Source organism: Acinetobacter sp. V89_4 (genome assembly GCF_029967875.1).
In the GTDB taxonomy this organism is placed as follows: Bacteria; Pseudomonadota; Gammaproteobacteria; order Pseudomonadales; family Moraxellaceae; genus Acinetobacter; species Acinetobacter oleivorans.
This window is the reverse complement of sequence record NZ_JASCAI010000030.1, coordinates 225,947-243,186: the sequence shown is the minus strand read 5'-3', so window position 1 is coordinate 243,186 and position 17,240 is coordinate 225,947. Positions and strand designations below refer to the sequence as shown.

Annotated in this window: 15 protein-coding genes; 13 read left to right on the top strand and 2 right to left on the bottom strand. The window is 39.3% G+C overall.

Translation table 11 applies throughout. The features are described 5' to 3' along the window. Positions 1 to 7: 7 nt before the first annotated feature. From paaC to QLG01_RS18500, 11 genes are all read left to right on the top strand, one after another. The gene (gene paaC / locus QLG01_RS18550; RefSeq protein ID WP_151827738.1) at positions 8 to 763 is read left to right on the top strand and encodes a 1,2-phenylacetyl-CoA epoxidase subunit PaaC; all 756 of its coding nucleotides are present in this window, start codon (positions 8 to 10) and stop codon (positions 761 to 763) included. 16 nt (positions 764 to 779) lie between these two features. Then, on the top strand, positions 780 to 1,280 hold the full coding sequence (paaD, locus tag QLG01_RS18545) for a 1,2-phenylacetyl-CoA epoxidase subunit PaaD (protein ID WP_078224502.1): 501 nt from the start codon (positions 780 to 782) through the stop codon (positions 1,278 to 1,280). Positions 1,281 to 1,303: 23 nt separating this feature from the next. Beyond that, the gene (gene paaE, locus QLG01_RS18540) at positions 1,304 to 2,365 is read left to right on the top strand and encodes a 1,2-phenylacetyl-CoA epoxidase subunit PaaE (protein ID WP_282497143.1); all 1,062 of its coding nucleotides are present in this window, start codon (positions 1,304 to 1,306) and stop codon (positions 2,363 to 2,365) included. 8 nt (positions 2,366 to 2,373) lie between these two features. Then, a complete protein-coding gene (locus QLG01_RS18535) occupies positions 2,374 to 3,147 on the top strand; it encodes an enoyl-CoA hydratase-related protein (protein ID WP_282497142.1) in 774 nt (257 codons plus the stop codon). After that, on the top strand, positions 3,147 to 3,938 hold the full coding sequence (paaG, locus tag QLG01_RS18530; RefSeq protein WP_282497141.1) for a 2-(1,2-epoxy-1,2-dihydrophenyl)acetyl-CoA isomerase PaaG: 792 nt from the start codon (positions 3,147 to 3,149) through the stop codon (positions 3,936 to 3,938). The genes QLG01_RS18535 and paaG overlap by 1 nt, the downstream gene beginning before the upstream one ends. A gap of 2 nt (positions 3,939 to 3,940) precedes the next feature. After that, entirely contained in the window at positions 3,941 to 5,479 is a 1,539-nt protein-coding gene (locus tag QLG01_RS18525; RefSeq protein WP_282497140.1) for a 3-hydroxyacyl-CoA dehydrogenase, read from the top strand. A 12-nt stretch (positions 5,480 to 5,491) separates the two neighbouring features. After that, positions 5,492 to 6,700 carry a 3-oxoadipyl-CoA thiolase gene (pcaF, locus tag QLG01_RS18520; RefSeq protein WP_282497139.1) on the top strand — a complete coding sequence of 403 codons (1,209 nt, stop codon included), beginning with the start codon at positions 5,492 to 5,494 and terminating at the stop codon, positions 6,698 to 6,700. 40 nt (positions 6,701 to 6,740) lie between these two features. Then, positions 6,741 to 8,030 (top strand): phenylacetate--CoA ligase PaaK, encoded by a 1,290-nt coding sequence (paaK, locus tag QLG01_RS18515; protein WP_017481515.1) that lies wholly within the window; start codon positions 6,741 to 6,743, stop codon positions 8,028 to 8,030. 53 nt (positions 8,031 to 8,083) lie between these two features. Next, complete coding sequence (gene paaX, locus QLG01_RS18510) at positions 8,084 to 9,049, top strand: phenylacetic acid degradation operon negative regulatory protein PaaX (RefSeq protein ID WP_000062822.1); 966 nt, start codon at positions 8,084 to 8,086, stop codon at positions 9,047 to 9,049. After that, positions 9,036 to 9,641, top strand: coding sequence for a DapH/DapD/GlmU-related protein (locus QLG01_RS18505; protein ID WP_282497138.1), 606 nt, complete (start codon positions 9,036 to 9,038; stop codon positions 9,639 to 9,641). The genes paaX and QLG01_RS18505 overlap by 14 nt, the downstream gene beginning before the upstream one ends. Positions 9,642 to 9,715: 74 nt before the next feature. After that, positions 9,716 to 10,099, top strand: a complete 384-nt coding sequence (locus tag QLG01_RS18500; protein WP_045435781.1) for a PaaI family thioesterase — start codon at positions 9,716 to 9,718, stop codon at positions 10,097 to 10,099. Positions 10,100 to 10,311: 212 nt separating this feature from the next. Here the strand turns inward: QLG01_RS18500 and QLG01_RS18495 are convergent, their stop codons facing one another. Both QLG01_RS18495 and QLG01_RS18490 read right to left on the bottom strand, forming a co-directional pair. Next, positions 10,312 to 12,147: a UvrD-helicase domain-containing protein gene (locus tag QLG01_RS18495; protein ID WP_282497137.1), complete on the bottom strand. Its 1,836-nt coding sequence runs from the start codon at positions 12,145 to 12,147 to the stop codon at positions 10,312 to 10,314. Continuing rightward, positions 12,144 to 14,252 (bottom strand): ATP-dependent endonuclease, encoded by a 2,109-nt coding sequence (locus QLG01_RS18490; RefSeq protein ID WP_282497136.1) that lies wholly within the window; start codon positions 14,250 to 14,252, stop codon positions 12,144 to 12,146. Before QLG01_RS18490 ends, QLG01_RS18495 begins: the two co-directional genes overlap by 4 nt. Positions 14,253 to 15,074: 822 nt before the next feature. On the opposite strand from QLG01_RS18490, the gene QLG01_RS18485 reads away from it, so the two are divergent. Together QLG01_RS18485 and QLG01_RS18480 are read left to right on the top strand one after the other, a co-directional pair. Then, positions 15,075 to 15,629, top strand: coding sequence for a TetR/AcrR family transcriptional regulator (locus tag QLG01_RS18485; RefSeq protein ID WP_282497135.1), 555 nt, complete (start codon positions 15,075 to 15,077; stop codon positions 15,627 to 15,629). Positions 15,630 to 15,874: 245 nt separating this feature from the next. Beyond that, a complete protein-coding gene (locus tag QLG01_RS18480) occupies positions 15,875 to 17,215 on the top strand; it encodes an aspartate aminotransferase family protein (protein ID WP_002157177.1) in 1,341 nt (446 codons plus the stop codon). Positions 17,216 to 17,240 lie beyond the last annotated feature (25 nt).

Here is a 17,240-nt window from a genome sequence, read left to right as displayed (position 1 = left end):
ATGACACATGAATCATTCAGTTTTATCTAAATTCTTATTACATATTGGCGACAGTCAACTGGTTTTATCTCAGCGTTTGGCTGAATGGTGCGGGCATGCACCTGAGCTTGAAATTGATATTGCCTTAGCAAATATCGGTTTGGACTTGTTGGGTCAGGCAAGAAACTTTCTGACTTTGGCTGGTCAATACGATGAAGCTAAGCGTGATGAAGACCAGCTTGCGTATTTCCGTACTGAGCGTGAATTTTTAAACCTATTGTTGTGCGAACAACCCAATGGTGATTTTGCACAAACGATTGTACGCCAGTGGTTGATGGACCATTACCATCTTCATTTATTTACGGCTTTAGCGCAAAGCTCACTTCCCGAATTAAGTGCGCTTGCTGTCAAATCTTTAAAAGAAGTGAAGTATCACATCCGCTTTTCGACAAGCTGGATGGAACGTTTAAGTTTAAGCACAGATGAAGCGCATCAACGTGTGCAAGACGGTTTAAATAATTTATGGCGCTTTACCGCTGAGTTATTTGAACTCAATGCAGATGAACAAGCATTAGTGGCACAAGGCGTAATTCCAGATTTTTCAAATGAAAAAGAACAATGGAACCAAACCATTGCAGCTGAGCTTAAGCGCTTTGAATTAAACGTTGCTGTGAACGGTGCTTATCGCCGTGGTGCAAAACAAGGATTGCATACCGAGCATTTAGGTTATTTGTTGGCTGAAATGCAAAGTATTCAAAGAACTTATCCGGGCATGACCTGGTAAGACAAGGAGGTGAGCCATGCAGATGATTCGTCATTGCATCGACCAATGTTGGGATGTTCTACAAACGGTAAGTGACCCTGAAATTCCGGTTTTATCGGTTGTGGATTTAGGCATGATTCGCGGTGTAGAGATTAACGATCAACAAGAAATTATTGTTCGTTTAACTCCGACATATAGCGGTTGTCCAGCAACAGATATGTTGAAAGCACAAATTGCTGAAGCCTTTACCGCAGAAGCTTTGACACCAGTCAAAGTCATGGTCGATTTGTCAGAAGCATGGACCACGGACTGGATGTCTGAAGCGGGTAAAAAGAAACTGCAAGTCTATGGCATTGCACCACCTGAAGGGTTGGCGCATCAATGTGGAACTCACGTTCACTTAAAAGATGGTGTTGAGTGCCCACGTTGTAAAAGCCGACATACCCGACTGTTAACAGAGTTTAGTTCTACTGCCTGTAAAGCACTTTATAAATGTCAGGACTGTCTTGAGCCTTTTGATTACTTCAAATGTATTTAAGTCTTTAGATAAGGAAATCAGCCATGAGCCAATTTGTACCATTAAAAGTAAAAAGTATTACGCCTCAAACCGATCAGGCAATTTGTATTGCATTTGACGTTGTACCTGAACAACAAGAACAATTTCAATTTCAACCGGGTCAACACTTAACCATTCGCCACTTAACTGAAGCTGGTGAAATCCGTCGTTGTTATTCAATTTGTAGCTATGCAGCAAAAGAAGACATCAGTATTGCGGTTAAAAAAATTGATCAGGGTCAATTTTCAAATTGGGCAAATGACCATTTGAAAGTGGGCGATGTGCTTGAAGTGATGCCACCACAAGGTGTGTTTTTTCAAAAAGCAGCCAAGATAGGCGGACAAAACTATTTAGGCGTTGCTGCGGGCAGTGGTATTACCCCAATTTTATCGATTGTTAAGCAAGTTTTATTTGAACAACCTGAAGCGAAATTTACGTTGCTCTATGGCAATCGCTCATGGAAACAAACCATGTTTGCCGAGCAAATTATGGATTTGAAAGATCAGTTTAAAGAACGTTTTCAGCTCATCAATATTTTTTCTCGTGAGTTCAATGACAGTGAACTGATGAATGGTCGTATTGATGAAGAAAAGCTAAAACAACTTTTTGATTTTGATGTGCTTGAAACGAGTTTTGATCATGTGTTTGCCTGTGGTCCAGACGAAATGATGAATGCCGTAGAAAGCACGTTGCCAAGCTATGGTATTGCAAAAGAAAAAATCCACACCGAACGTTTCCATACGGGGCAGGCTCGTAAACGTAGCGCTGAAGCTGATGCAAATCGTAAAGAAGAAAAAGTAAACATCATTTTAGATGGCCGTGAACTGATTGTTTCTGTGGCTCAAGATGATGAAAGTATTCTTGATGCGGCTTTACGTGCGGGTGCTGACTTACCGTATGCCTGTAAAGGTGGGGTATGTGCGACTTGTCGTTGTAAAGTTGTTTCTGGTGAAGTCGATATGTTCCTTAACTATAGTCTTGAAAAAGATGAAGTTGAAAAGGGCTATGTACTTAGCTGTCAAACCTTACCGAAAGGCTCAAATGTTCGTTTGAGTTTTGATGAGTAGAGGCTGTCATGCAAGAGTTAATCAAAGCCAGCATAGCAACTGACGGTGTTTTGTTATTAACCTTAAACCGTCCAGAAAAAAGAAATGCTTTAAACAATGCAACATTGCAGTGTTTGTGCGAATTGCTCGAAGAAGTTGAGCACAATGCCCAAGTCAAAGCAGTGGTTTTAACAGGTAACTCACAATGTTTTGCTGCTGGAGCAGATCTTAGCGAGTTGGCTGCAATGGACGCCGTGTCTTTGCAACTCGATATTCGTCCGAAGCTTTGGCAAAAAATTGATGCGTTTAGTAAACCACTGATTAGCGCAGTCAATGGCTATGCCTTAGGCGCTGGGTTTGAGCTGGTTTTACATTCGGATATGGTAATTTGCGGTGAAAATGCCCGTTTTGCTTTACCTGAAATTACCTTGGGTATGTTGCCGGGTGCAGGCGGAACACAGCGTTTGGCTCGCTTGGTTGGACAACAACTCACGATGCGCTGGGCCATGACAGGTGAGATGATTTCGGCAAAACAGGCGGAGCAACATGGCATTTGCAGTCAAGTGGTTCCGACCGAATTAACCGTTGAATATGCGGTTCAACTTGCAACCAAAATTGCCAAACAAGCGCCTTTAGCGATTCGCGTGATTAAACAATCAATTAAAAGTATTCATGAAACGACTTTAAGTCAGGGACTCAAGTTTGAACGTCAAAACTTTGTCTGGCTGGCGGCTACAAAAGATCGAAACGAAGGGATTAATGCTTTCTTTGAGAAAAGAAAGCCAGTGTTTAGGGGTGAGTGATGGACTATCAAAATATTATTGCTGAAGAAAAAAATGGTGTTGGCTACCTGACATTTAACCGCCCAAAAGCGCTGAATAGCTTTAACGTTGACATGCACCGTGAAGTGGCTGAGGTTTTAAACCAGTGGACTAAAAATCCCGATGTTCGCTGTGTTGTGATTAGTGGTGAAGGCCGCGGCTTCTGTGCAGGGCAAGATTTAGGTGACCGTGTAGTAGACCCAAATGCTGAAGCTCCAGATTTAGGATATTCCATTGAAACTTACTATAACCCGCTCATTAAAACGATTGTAAATATGCCAAAGCCTGTGATTTGCGCCGTAAATGGTGTGGCAGCAGGTGCAGGGGCAAATATTGCACTGGCGTGTGATTTGGTGATTGCAGCTAAATCGGCAAACTTTGTACAAGCATTTTGTCGCTTAGGTTTGGTTCCAGACTCGGCTGGTACATGGTTTTTGCCACGTGCTGTAGGCCATGCGCGTGCGATGGGTTTAACTTTGTTAGGTGACAAGCTCCCAGCAGAAACCGCAAAAGAATGGGGCATGATTTGGGATGTGGTTGAAGACGCTGAGCTTAAAACAAAAGTGACTGAACTCGCTGAACGTTTAGCGAAACGACCTACATTTGGTCTATCTCTTATTAAAAAAGCCATTCATCAATCAAGCAACAACACCTTTGATGAGCAAATGCTGTTAGAGCGAGATTTACAACGTATTGCGGGTCGTTCAGAAGATTATCGTGAAGGGGTACAAGCCTTTATGAATAAACGTGAACCAAATTTTAAAGGGCGCTAAGCATGACAGATTTAGATTTATCTCGTGCCCGAATTGCCGTTATTGGTTCTGGCACTATGGGCATCGGTATTGCCCAGTTAGCGATCGTCAACGGGCACTCGACCATTTTATATGATCTGGACGCTCAAAAAGCGCAACAAGCCGTTCACGGCTTAGAGCAGACTTTTAAAAAGCTGGTTGAAAAGAGCAAGCTCACACAGCAGCAAGCTGATGAAGCTTTAGCGCGTTTAACTGTAGTTAATCGAGTTGAAGCTTTAAGTGATGCTGACTTGGTTATTGAAGCAGTCGTTGAGAAAAAAGAAGTTAAACAATCTTTATTTAAACAACTTGCTGAAATTTGTAGTTCGCAAACTATTTTTGCAAGTAATACATCTTCAATTTCAGTAACTGCAATTTCGGCTGGCATTGCTCACCCTAAGCGCGTAGTGGGATTACACTTTTTTAACCCTGCGCCAGTGATGAAACTGGTTGAAATTGTACAAGGCTTAAAAACCCCAAACAGCTTATGTTTGGCTCTAAAAAACTTGATGTTGGGCTGGAAAAAAATTCCGGTACTCACCAAGTCGACTCCCGGTTTTATTGTTAACCGAATTGCACGTCCGTTTTATGCAGAAGGCTTTAGAGCACTGCAAGAACAAGTCACCAGCTACGACCAGCTAGATTATGCCTTAAAGCAATGCGGCGGTTTTGCGATGGGGCCGTGTGAACTCACAGACCTCATTGGGCAAGATGTTAATTTTTCAGTGACCCAAAGTGTTTATCAAGAGTTCTTTTATGAGCCGCGCTACCGTCCAAGCCTAATTCAAAAAGAATTAGTCGATGCTGGAGCTTGGGGCCGTAAGTCAAAACAAGGTTTTTATTGCTATAACGAGAAAAATCAGTACGAGACATTTCAGCCAAAAGCTGTGGTTGCCAAGCCAGTCGATGCCCATATTCAGCTCAAAGGGACTTGGTCTCAGCTGCCTACTTTTTTAACGCGTTTAGGTTTAAAAAGCGGATCTGCGAACGACGACAATATTCTTCAAATTGATGATATCGACTTACGTTTAAGCCAAGGTGAGTCAGCCAATATTCATTACCTAAGCCGTAAAGTGGTTTTAATGGATTGGCACCATGATTTTGAACAGGCGCAAGCTTTAGTACTCAGTCATAACGAACTTTGTGAAGCAAGTGACCTCGCTAAAGTTGAAGCTTACTTTGCACAGTTTGGTATGAGCGTGATGTGGATTAAAGACCATCCGGCACTGTTAACCTTACGCACCATCGCTTTACTCATTAATGAAGCCTGCGAAGCAAGCCTACACGGTGTCGCAAGTCTGGAAGATATTGATAATGCCATGAAATATGGAGTGAATTATCCTAAAGGCCCTTACCAGTGGTTGACACAAATGGGTGGTGCTTATGTGCTCCAAACCTTAAATAATTTATATGCACTGTATGGAGAGGAAAAATATCGCGCGAGTATCTACCTCAAGCAATATGTAGCGAAAACTCAAAACATTGCTACTCAATATTCACGTGATATGACCGAATTTGCATAATCAGGAGTCAACATGGAAGACGTTTTAATTTGCGATTTTATTCGTACCCCAATTGGACGATATGCAGGTGCCCTAAGTGCTGTGCGTGCAGATGATTTAGCTGCATTGCCAATCAAATATTTAAAAGATAAACACCCGAACCTACCGTGGAATACGGTAGACGAAGTGTTTTTAGGATGTGCCAACCAAGCAGGTGAAGACAACCGTAACGTTGCACGTATGGCAACACTCTTGGCAGGCTTACCTGATACAGTACCAGCCATGACTGTCAATCGTTTATGTGCATCGGGTTTAGATGCGGTGGGACTTGCTGCACGCTCAATTAAAGCAGGTGAAGCGCAGTTTGTGTTGGCAGGTGGTGTTGAGTCAATGAGCCGTGCGCCATTTGTACAAGCTAAACCAACTGAAGCGTTTAGCCGTACACCTGAAATTTATGACACAACGATTGGCTGGCGCTTTGTAAATAAGCAACTTAAAGCACAATACGGCACCGACAGCATGCCGGAAACTGCCGAAAATGTAGCTGAAAAATATCAGATTAGTCGTGAAGACCAAGATGCGTTTGCATTGCGTAGCCAACAAAAAACGGCTGCTGCACAGCAAAACGGTTTCTTTAATGATGAGATTTTGCCTGTCGAGATTGTAGATCGTAAGAAAAATGTGGTTGTGGTGAACCGCGATGAACATCCGCGTGAAACGACACTTGAAGCACTCGCAAAACTAAAAGCACCTTTTAGAAAAGAAGGCGGTTCGGTGACTGCCGGAAATGCTTCTGGTGTAAATGATGGTGCAGCGTGTGTGTTAATTACCAACCGTGAATTTGCAGATACACATGGTTTAAAACCTTTAGCACGAGTGATTGGCATTGCAAGTGCAGGGGTTGAACCCAAATATATGGGTATAGGTCCTGTTCCGGCTGTGCAGAAAATTTTAAAGCAGACAGGTTTAACGCTAGATCAGATGGATGTGATTGAACTAAATGAAGCATTCGCAGCCCAATCTTTAGCTTGTATGCGTGAACTTGGTTTAAAAGATGACGATCAACGCGTTAACCCAAATGGTGGTGCGATTGCGTTAGGGCATCCACTCGGTATGAGTGGTACACGCTTAGTGATTACTGCAACACGTGAGCTAAAAAAACGAGGTGGACGCTATGCACTTTGCACGATGTGTGTGGGTGTTGGACAAGGCGTCGCACTGATTTTGGAAAATTTAAATTAATTCAGACGGTTTTAAAAATTACATAATGAGGAGATAGGCGATGGACAGCCTTACAACGGATAATGTTGAACAATTAACACTTGCAGAGCTTAGAGAGCTGCAAACTAAACGGTTAAAACAAACCCTGACTTTTGTATATGAAAATAGTCCGGTGTATAAGAAAAAGTTCGATGAAGCAGGCGTACATCCTGATGACTTCGTGACTTTAGACGATCTGGCGAAGTTTCCTTTTACCACCAAACAGGATTTAAGAGACAACTATCCGTTTGGAATGTTTGCTGTACCGCAAGAACAGATTGTGCGTTTGCATGCATCATCAGGCACAACAGGTAAACCGACCGTGGTGGGTTATACCCAAAAAGATATTAATACGTGGTCGGACATTGTTGCGCGTTGCTTACGCATGGCAGGTTTAACTGCCAAAGATATGGTTCAGGTTGCTTATGGCTACGGACTCTTTACAGGTGGTCTAGGCGCACATTATGGCGCCGAGCGTTTAGGTGCAACGGTCATTCCAATGTCTGGCGGGCAAACTGAAAAGCAAGTTCAGCTCATTCAAGATTTTAAACCTACTGCAATTATGGTTACGCCATCGTATTGCGTCAGCATTATTGAAAAGCTGGAACAACAATTTGGTACTGCACGTAATACGTCTTTAAAAGTCGGTATTTTTGGTGCCGAGCCATGGACCAACGAACTGCGCCGTGAAATCGAAGAACGCCTCAATATTAAAGCACTCGATATTTATGGTTTGTCTGAGGTGATGGGGCCGGGTGTTGCGATGCAGTGCTTAGGTGAGGGCGAGGGATTAACCATTTGGGAAGATCATTTCTATCCAGAAATTATTAACCCTGAAACGGGTGAAGTCTGTAAAGATGGCGAACTTGGCGAGTTAGTATTTACAACCATTACCAAAGAAGGCTTACCAATTATTCGTTACCGTACCCGTGATTTAACCCGTTTACTCGCTGGAGAAAATCTGGCGATGCGTAAGATGGATAAAATTGTGGGCCGAAGTGACGACATGCTGATTATTCGCGGTGTGAATGTTTTCCCGACCCAGATCGAAGAGCAAATTTTGCAAGTTCCGCATTTAGTTCCAAATTATGAAATTTTGGTGACTAAAAAAGGACATATGGATACTTTGCATATTCGTACAGAGATGTGTCATAACTGTACTATACAGGCCAATCAACTTGCTCAGGAGTTGATGAAACGCATTAAAACCATGATTGGGATTAGCGTTACTGTAGAAGTTGTTACAGAAGCGACCTTACCTCGTTCGGAAGGTAAGGCAAAGCGGGTAATCGATATGCGTCAGATTGCTTAACATCAAGATCATTCAGGGTATAGAATCTATACCCTGAAACTAAACGCCAAGACATGAGTATGAGTGCAAAAATACAGCAAATAATTGATTCTGTTGTAAAGAATGAAACCTTAAGTGGAACTTCGCTTATTTCGACAATTTTTGGAGATTCAGTACTTCATCGAGGTGGAAACATTAGTCTTGCAAGCCTGATTCAGTTATTAGAGCTGTTTGGTTTTAATGACCGTGCTGTAAGAACCTCTGTTTTTCGTTTAGTTAAAAATGATTGGTTATGTTCAGACAAAATCGGCAGAACCAGTTTCTATCGAATTACCGATTCGAGCCGTTCGACTTATTTGCAGGCTGAGCAACGCATTTATAACGACCAGATGAAAGAGTGGGATCATTATTGGGATCTTATTCTGATGTCTAGCCTCGACACTGAAAATAAAGCGTTGCTAAAGAAAGAACTCGAATGGTTAGGATTTGCCAATATTTCGACAAACTTAATGGCTTATCCGGGTTGTAACCGTATTGAACTGCAACGCTTGTTAGTTGACTTAAATATGAGTGAGCAAGTGGTGGTGTTTAAAGCCGAAACATTGCAGCTCTTTAATAACTCGGTCGATACCATTGGCCGTATGCTCAGAACCAACTGGCCAATCGATGAATTACGCCAAAGATATTTACAGTTTCTCGATATTTTTAGAGAAATTGGCGTGTTGCTGATGCAGGAAAACGAACAACTCGAACCTGTTCAGGCCTTTCAAATTCGAACTTTGCTGATTCATTATTATCGACGGATTTTATTGAAAGACCCTGCATTACCGCTTGAGTTGTTGCCAACTGACTGGCCCGCGATTAGTGCACGAACGTTATCAATGAATATTTATAAAAAAGTATTTGAACCTGCGGATGAATACTTCTTGTCTGTTGCCGCAACAGCAGAAGGACCAATGCCAAATGCCACAGCACATTATTGGCGCCGTTTCGGAGGTTTGGTGGCGACAAATGAGAGGTTAAATCATGCCTTGTTATAGTATTGACGGTGTTATTCCAGTCGTTAGCCCAGAGGCTTTTGTACACCCAACCGCTGTTTTAATTGGTGATGTGATTATTGAAGCGGGCGTATATGTAGGGCCATTTGCCTCATTGCGTGCCGATTTTGGTCGTATTCATATTAAGCAAAATGCCAATATACAAGATAGCTGCACCGTACATGGTTTTCCGCAAAGCGTGACTTTAGTTGAAGAAATGGGTCACATTGGGCATGGGGCAATTTTGCATGGTTGCCGCATTGGAAAAAATGTTTTGGTTGGCATGAACAGCGTAATTTTGGACTATGCCGAAATTGGTGAAAACACTATTATTGGCGCAAATAGTCTGGTCAAAACCAAAGATATTATTCCGGCAAATGTATTGGTAATGGGTAGTCCAGCCAAGGTTGCACGTGATTTATCAGAACAAGAAAAAAAATGGAAAACCAGAGGCACGCAAGAATACATTGAGCTTGCACAGCGATGCTTAAACTCCATGCAAGAAGTTCAGCCTTTAAGCTCCGAGTTGGATGACCGCCTGACTTATAAGGACTTTAGTTCTTCAAACTATCAGATTAAACAAGATAGTGTTTAAGGGCTTTTAATCAGTCGATTTCAATAATGGATTCATAACACTTAAGGAATACTCGCACGAGTAGGGAGACGTTTGTGCAAAAAAATGAAACCACTGCAGTTGATCAATTCGCAGAGCTATTGGGTGTACAAGTGCTGCATCGCAGTTTTGATGAAGCGCGTTGTCAGCTTAATGTGAAAGACGAACACATGAATGCATTGGGCGGTGTGCATGGTGGTGTCATATTTTCTTTAGCTGATATTGCTTTTGCGATGGCTTGTAATGCAGGAGATGCGCCATATACAGGCTTACAGGCTGATATTCGCTATATGAGCGGTGCGAAAGATAAGGTGTTATTTGCAACGGCAACTAAGGTTGGAAGTAGTAAAAAATTCGCGCATTATGAAGTTTTGATAACAGACGGTTTGAATAATAGAGTCGCTTTGTTTACATCTACATGTTATAGGCTTGCACCGTAACAGGTAGTTATTTGGGGTAGAGCCAGATTAGAGGTTTATACAGCAACTATATGGCTTATACATATTCATAATATTTTGAAAAGCTTACACTAATCGGTTTAGGTCTTGAATGAAAAAGATGTTATTAAAAACCTTTAAAAACTCCCTTATAAAATCATTGAAAAAGATTTAAAAGGGAATTTTTGAAATATAGGTTTTTGATTTAAATCAGTCTAGGCAAGCTGAATTTGTTCTTCTGACAGCAGACCTCTTGAAATAAGTTCATTTTTCGCCTTTTCAGGATTAGGTGTGAAAAAAATAACTCTTAAGTCTTCTATAGCTCTAGAAAATGCTACATATGCTAGTTTTTCACCCCTAGCTTGTTGACCTGATGTAGGGATGCCTGAGACAGTCGGTGTTAATAATTTTCCAAAATTGTAATTATTCCAACTTGCTTCAATATCGTCATAGACTACCAAAACTTTAGGGTATTCCTCACCTTTAACCCCATGCTGAGTACTATAAGATGAATTTTTAGCAATAAAAGTTGCATATGCACCTATTTCATTTGTATTCATTTGAAATAATTGATCCAGCAGCCAGTCTTCTTTTTCTTGCTCATGAATTTCTTCATCATATATTTCTGTTCTAGGTGGTCGTTCCAAATGTTCCATTAGCCTTTCAGAAATATTAATGATTTTTTCTGAGACACAGAATTCTAGAACTTGTTTTATATTAGAAGAGTTCCAATGGTTTTCTAATTCTAAAATTAATGAATTAGAGTGATCAATCATTACTTTTAAACTTCGTGATGCATTTAAACCATCAATAGAAAATGCAGGGCTGTTATTTCTAAGGATATCGATTACATCACGGTAATTGTGATTATTTTTAGCAGTAATTAAAGGGTAAATTGTTGAAATTATGGGTTTTAATGCAAAGTGCTCACCAGCTTCAAACGCATCTTCAGATCGAGATGAAGAAAAAGGTCCATTAAACAATTTATTTAGTTCGGAAAATCCCATCCTTCTTGCAATCATTTGCCTTACTAGAAATAATTTAATCACATCATTTTGATTACTCCAACCCCATTCTTCGAGAGCACTATCCATCTTTAATAAAGCTCGGGAAATTTGATCCTCAGAATATTTTTTTCTTGGCATTTCAGGAGTTTCAGTTTGGATTAATCGAAAGATCACGCTTCCTTCTATTTCTTTATTTTTCCCAGCTGGATATTGAGAAACATCTTTACGAAAAGAGTTTAAAAGGCGAATAACACTTTTTGAACTGCGGAAATTTTCAGTTTTTTTAATGTTTTTACCATTGGCTGGAGGGGAGAAATTTCCTGCACTATCATCATAAATTTGTTGCCATGGATCACCAAAATACCCAACTATTGGCACACCATCTTCGGCACATACCAAATTAAGACCTTCAATAATACCTAAATAGGTATCTTGGGCTTCATCTATAAAAATATATGGAAATCTAAGTCCTAATATTTTCCTGAAAGTCTGATTTTGTTTTAAAAGAATAATTGAGGTTTCAATAATATCATCGTGGCTTAATTGGCCTTTACTATAGTCGCTGAACTGATTATCAGAATAATTAAAGTTTTTAACTGTATCAATTTTTGATAATTCTAATTCAAGTTGATAAGCTTTTGCTCTGGCTTTTATAGCCGTTTGGCTGTCACCACCATTATCTTTTGACTTATTTTTTGCTATTAATATAGGTAAATAAACTTCTTTAAGTATCTTACGTATATCAGATTGAAAAGTTTTTATGAGATTCCATAAAAAGCTATGTAAGGTCGATATAGTGTAAAGATCATCAAAACCTAAACGTGACTTGATTACTTCTACCGCTCGTTTTGTATAAGTAATGCATGCAATAGACTGTCCGTTTTGACGTAGGTTTTTACCCTCATTCTCACGTATTTGTTTTAATGCATCTACTAGAGAACTAGTTTTTCCTGAACCTGCACCAGCGATTAGAGCAAAATTCTGTTGGTGGGCCAAACAAGCTTTAATTTCATTATCGGCTGTAGTTTCAATTCTAGTTATCATGCTTGTTCAACCTCGGCCAACGTAACTGTATTTTGTTCTATTTCTAAAATTTGTGTTGGCCCGCAGAGTCTAGTTTCAAGCCACAATAAACCCTCAACTATATACTTTGGTGGTATCCAAACAGGGCTACGAGCTAATAGATCCATAGCAAAATCTGTTTTTTTGAAACTATCGCTACAAATCCGTTTATAAATTTGATCATATGCTGAATCAAGACAGTCTGGAATATCAATTCCAATTGACAATCCACCGGAATGAAGTAACTCAAAATTTTCATATGCAATAGCTTCTTCTAAAGTACGAGGAAGCATATTTTTTTGATTATTATTGTGATTAACTAAAATTTCTGTTTGGAAAGTTACACATCTATCTCTTTCTTTATGTATCTTGTTATCAGGTAAAATTGCCATTAACTCTGCAATTGTTTTAATTCCATAAAAATGTTTTAAAGATGCATTTGATGTTCTAGCACCTTCGATATTGGCACGACAGGCTGAGCGTCCATCTGGTTTTATAGAATCAATATCAGTTATGACGAGATAAGGTATCTTTAAAAAACCTAGTAGTCCTTCAAATCGATGAGCATAAGCGCCTCCGACTTCAAGTATTGTTAAATATGTGGATTTTAATCTATGGGCAGAAGACTCAATAATCGATGGTAAAAGAAGCTTTTCAGCCGCACCTTCTATTAAAATTGCAGCATCTGAAAAGAATAAATCGCAATGGGTTAGTCGCAAATATTTTTTAAGGAACGCTATAGATTCCTCTGGAGAAATTTGGACTCCTTCTTCTGGTGTAATAATTTGAGGTTGGAATGATCTTAAACTCATCACATTAGAAACATTTTGAATGCCTGTTTGGTTTGTTTGTCTCGTTGTATAAGATCGTTGGAAGTACCGGACTTTTTCAAAATCAATTGCATCAATAATATGCGATGAATGAGTGGTTACAACTATTTGAGGCACTAAATGTGCTTGATCTGGTGATTCAATAGATTCATTAATTACGTTCCATATGTTAGCTATAAATGATTGCTGAACTTGAGCATGAAGGTGTACTTCTGGTTCTTCAATAAAAATAAGTAAACATAAAGGCCGATTTACAGGTGTTATTAACCATTGGGAGTGGAAATGTCTTGCTTGAATCGCCATATATATTAGATTCTTAAAACCTAATCCATTATAAAGTTCAGGTAAATCATGGCCTTGGTTTGGATCAACATATATAAGTTCTGTATTACCTCGTAGAGCAGATTCGGGGCTTAATGAAGAGATAATTCGAAGTTCTCTATCATTAACTGATGGAATACCTAAGCCTTTAATTAAGGTCATTAAAGGCGAAAATTGAGTTTCATAATGAGCAGTTAATTGTTTATTATTATTATTGATAACCTCATGTGCTTCAGCAGCATAATTTGATTGTTCAAGATTTTTCTTATAAAAAGATGCAAATGCAGTTGAAAGACGATTGCTGCGGTTGCTGTCATCATCATTGATATTCCTTTGAGCATCTACAAATTCAACTTTTATTAACTGACTAACTAATTTTTTTGCATCATTACGATCTAAAAGTGTAGCAGTTTCACTATTCTCATTTTCGTCTTTTTCTAATGAATAATAGTTTGTAGAAAAATAATGATTTAATTTTTTATCAATTGCTAAAAATTGAAACAATGATTTCGCCCGATTACCAGTTTGTTCAATAGGGTAGGCTGCTTCATAGTCCTCTCTTAATTTAATGGGGTTTTCAATTGTATAAGACATCCTTAATCCAACTTCAGAAAAGTCAGAAAGATGGGGTAGTAGGGTAAAAACTCGCCCAAAAGCAATTGTGTTGGGGTCTATTGAAAACCAAAGGTCAAGTATAATTTCTGGTAATAAAGAAGGATCATTACTGTGTAAAAAAGATTCGAAATCAGCAACTCTACTAGCTGAAATATCATAAATTTTGAAATCAGTACCTCCTAGAAAACACTTAAAAATTGCAGTTGCAGATGTTTTTCCACTATTGTTTGGACCAACAAAAATAGTTTCTTTATCTTCAATATCTATTGTTACATTTTCTAATCTTCTAAAATTTTGGATAGTAATCTTTTTTAATTTCATGGCACTTCCTGTAAATTTTCAACTATTAAAATTTGTATTAATCAATTAAATAAAAGTAATTTTATTTTTATTAATTTACTAAATCTTAAAAATAAAAAAAAGAAAATACTTATAAAAATATAGGTTTATTTTATTTTTAATTGTTTGGGTAGTTAAGAATACATTTAATTGTAATATTGGCTTACATAATTAGCATCGCATTAAGCCTAGAAAATCCTCTCTCTACAACCCCCACTTAACAATAACTCCCTCATTATTTAGCCTTACTTTTTTAATGATTTAATTTAAAGCAAATGGCATTTTGTGTGCTTGACTGCAATAGGACAGAGCACTATTCTTTGCCTGCTGGCCTACATTGCCAGTCGGTTTTAGCAGACCGCATAGTAAGAGCATCAGATTATTCCTTCTGAGGAGTAGTCTCATGTATATCAATCGTCCCTCGCTCGTTGCGGTAGGGCGAGTGAGGGACACCTTCGGGTGTGCTGATTCTTACTATCAGTCTGCTAACCCTTGCTCGTTCTGCCACCATAATTCTATTCATGTCGGCAGAACTCCCAATAAAAAGGAGTTGGCTTTGCACATCCATTATTTCTTGGCTTTCGATGCCAAAAGCTATAACGACACAGCTTAAAAATTAAAGCAGCTTGAACGCCCTAAGGTTTTCAGGCTTAAAGTCTTTTTTACTTAAAACTTAGCAACAACAAAACTTGAGATGTGCCAAGCACAGTCTTTACGGCTTCGCTGTGCCTTTTTTTCTCCCAGAAAGGGCACAGGCTTTTTATCTCATTTAGAAACAACAAGAATTTTTATAACGGTAAAACGATGCCAAAGTTAGTTCTCCCAACACGTGCCATACAAGTCATTAATACGTCTATTTATTTGTTTCACCATTACGGGTTTCATACCGTTGGGGTCGACAAAATTGTGAAAGAGTGCCAAATTCCAAAAGCGACTTTTTATAACTACTTTCACTCGAAAGAGCGGTTTATTGAAATCTGTTTAATCGTGCAAAAAGAGCGTTTGAAAGAAAAAGTGGTTTCAATTGCTGAATACGACCAAGGCACAAGCATGAAAGATAAACTCAAGGAGCTTTATCTTTTACACACCGACTTAGAGGGGCTGTACTATTTACTATTTAAAGCCATTTTTGAAATAAAACTGACTTATGCAAAAGCCTATCAAGTCGCAATTAAATATAGAACTTGGCTCATCAATGAAATTTATAGCCAGCTTATAAAACTAAAAACCGATGCGACTTTTCAGGATGCAAAACTATTTTTATATATGATTGAAGGCGCAATTATTCAGTATTTAAGCTCAGATGGAGCAGACGACAGAGAAAGCTACTGGAATATGATTTCTAATGTCTTCCTTTAGACATTTCGGCTTATTTGGGGGAAAGCATAAGCCTTAATTCTAAAATAGCTATTGGATGAGTTTTGAGAGTTGACTTCAAATCGTGGCTTAAGTGGTCTGAGGTCAAGTTTTTTTAAAGATACTTAAGCAATATGGTTTGCGTAACTTCAATCAAATACTGAAATATTTCGAATCAGCGTATGAGTTGCCTACGTCAGTCATCGTCTCGCACAAAAGTATGCTGAATATAAATAGAGGAGTCATTCATGGGTACGCGTTCAACCATTATGGATACCAATAGCTTTCGTCCAGAACATGCTGCTGAGCTGGACCATGCTACCCGCAAACTGACCGATAAAAGAAATAAAATTTTAGGTGAATCCTATCGCTTGTTTTATCGTAATCCCGTGCATCTGGTAAAAGGACAGGGACAATATTTATGGGATGCAGCAGGTCATCAATATCTAGATGTTTACAACAATGTTGCCAGTATTGGTCATTGTCATCCTGCGGTGATTGAAGCGGTAAATGAGCAAATGAAAATGCTCAATACGCATACCCGTTATTTACATGAAAATATTTTGGATTATACCGAAGAACTCTTACAAACCACTCCCGATGAAATTGACCGTGCCATGTATATGTGTACTGGCTCAGAAGCGAATGATTTAGCGATTCGTATTGCCCGTGAATATAGCGGCGGTACAGGAATTATTGTGTCTCAAGAGTCGTATCATGGAACCAGTAGTTTAACCTCAGGATGCTCTCCAGCGCTTGGAACTGAGCAGCCTTTAGATGCGACAACTCGTCTAGTTCCGGCACCTGATTATTATCGAATTCAAACTGATGATTTGGGCACATGGTTCGCGCAGCAAATTCAACAGCAAATTGATGATATGAATGCAAAAGGTATTAAGTTTGCAGGTTTTTTAGCGGACTCAATATTTTCTTCTGATGGTGTGATGCCTAATCCTGTTGGGTTCTTACAAAAAGCGGTTGATGTCGTCCATGCAAATGGCGGTATCTTTATTGCTGACGAAGTACAACCAGGTTTTGCGCGCACTGGCGATTCTTTCTGGGGCTTTGGTCGTCACAATGTTGTGCCTGATATCATTACCACAGGTAAGCCAATGGGTAACGGAGTCCCAGTGTCAGGGCTTTTAGCCAAGAGTGAAGTCCTCGCTGCTTTTAGCGATAAAATTCCATATTTTAATACCTTTGGTGGTAATCCTGTTTCTATGGCGGCGGCACAGGCTGTACTTAAAGTCATTCAGGAAGAAGAATTGCAAACCCATAGTAAATATGTGGGAGGGCTACTTCTCAAAGAACTCACTAAACTTATGGACAAACATGAGATGGTTGGCGATGTCCGTGGCGCTGGTCTGTTCATAGGGTTTGAACTAGTTAAAGATAGAGCGACAAAAGAACCAAATAAAGCATTGGCTTTGAACCTTATTGAAGAACTCAGAAACACTCATCGAGTTTTAACCTCAGTTGCAGGTCCTTATGGCAATGTATTAAAACTGCGCCCACCTTTGGCTTTCCAAATAAAAGATATCGATTGGTTAGTTGGTGCTTTGGATCAAGCATTAACAAAATTAAAGTAAGTCACTTTAAATATAAAAAAATACC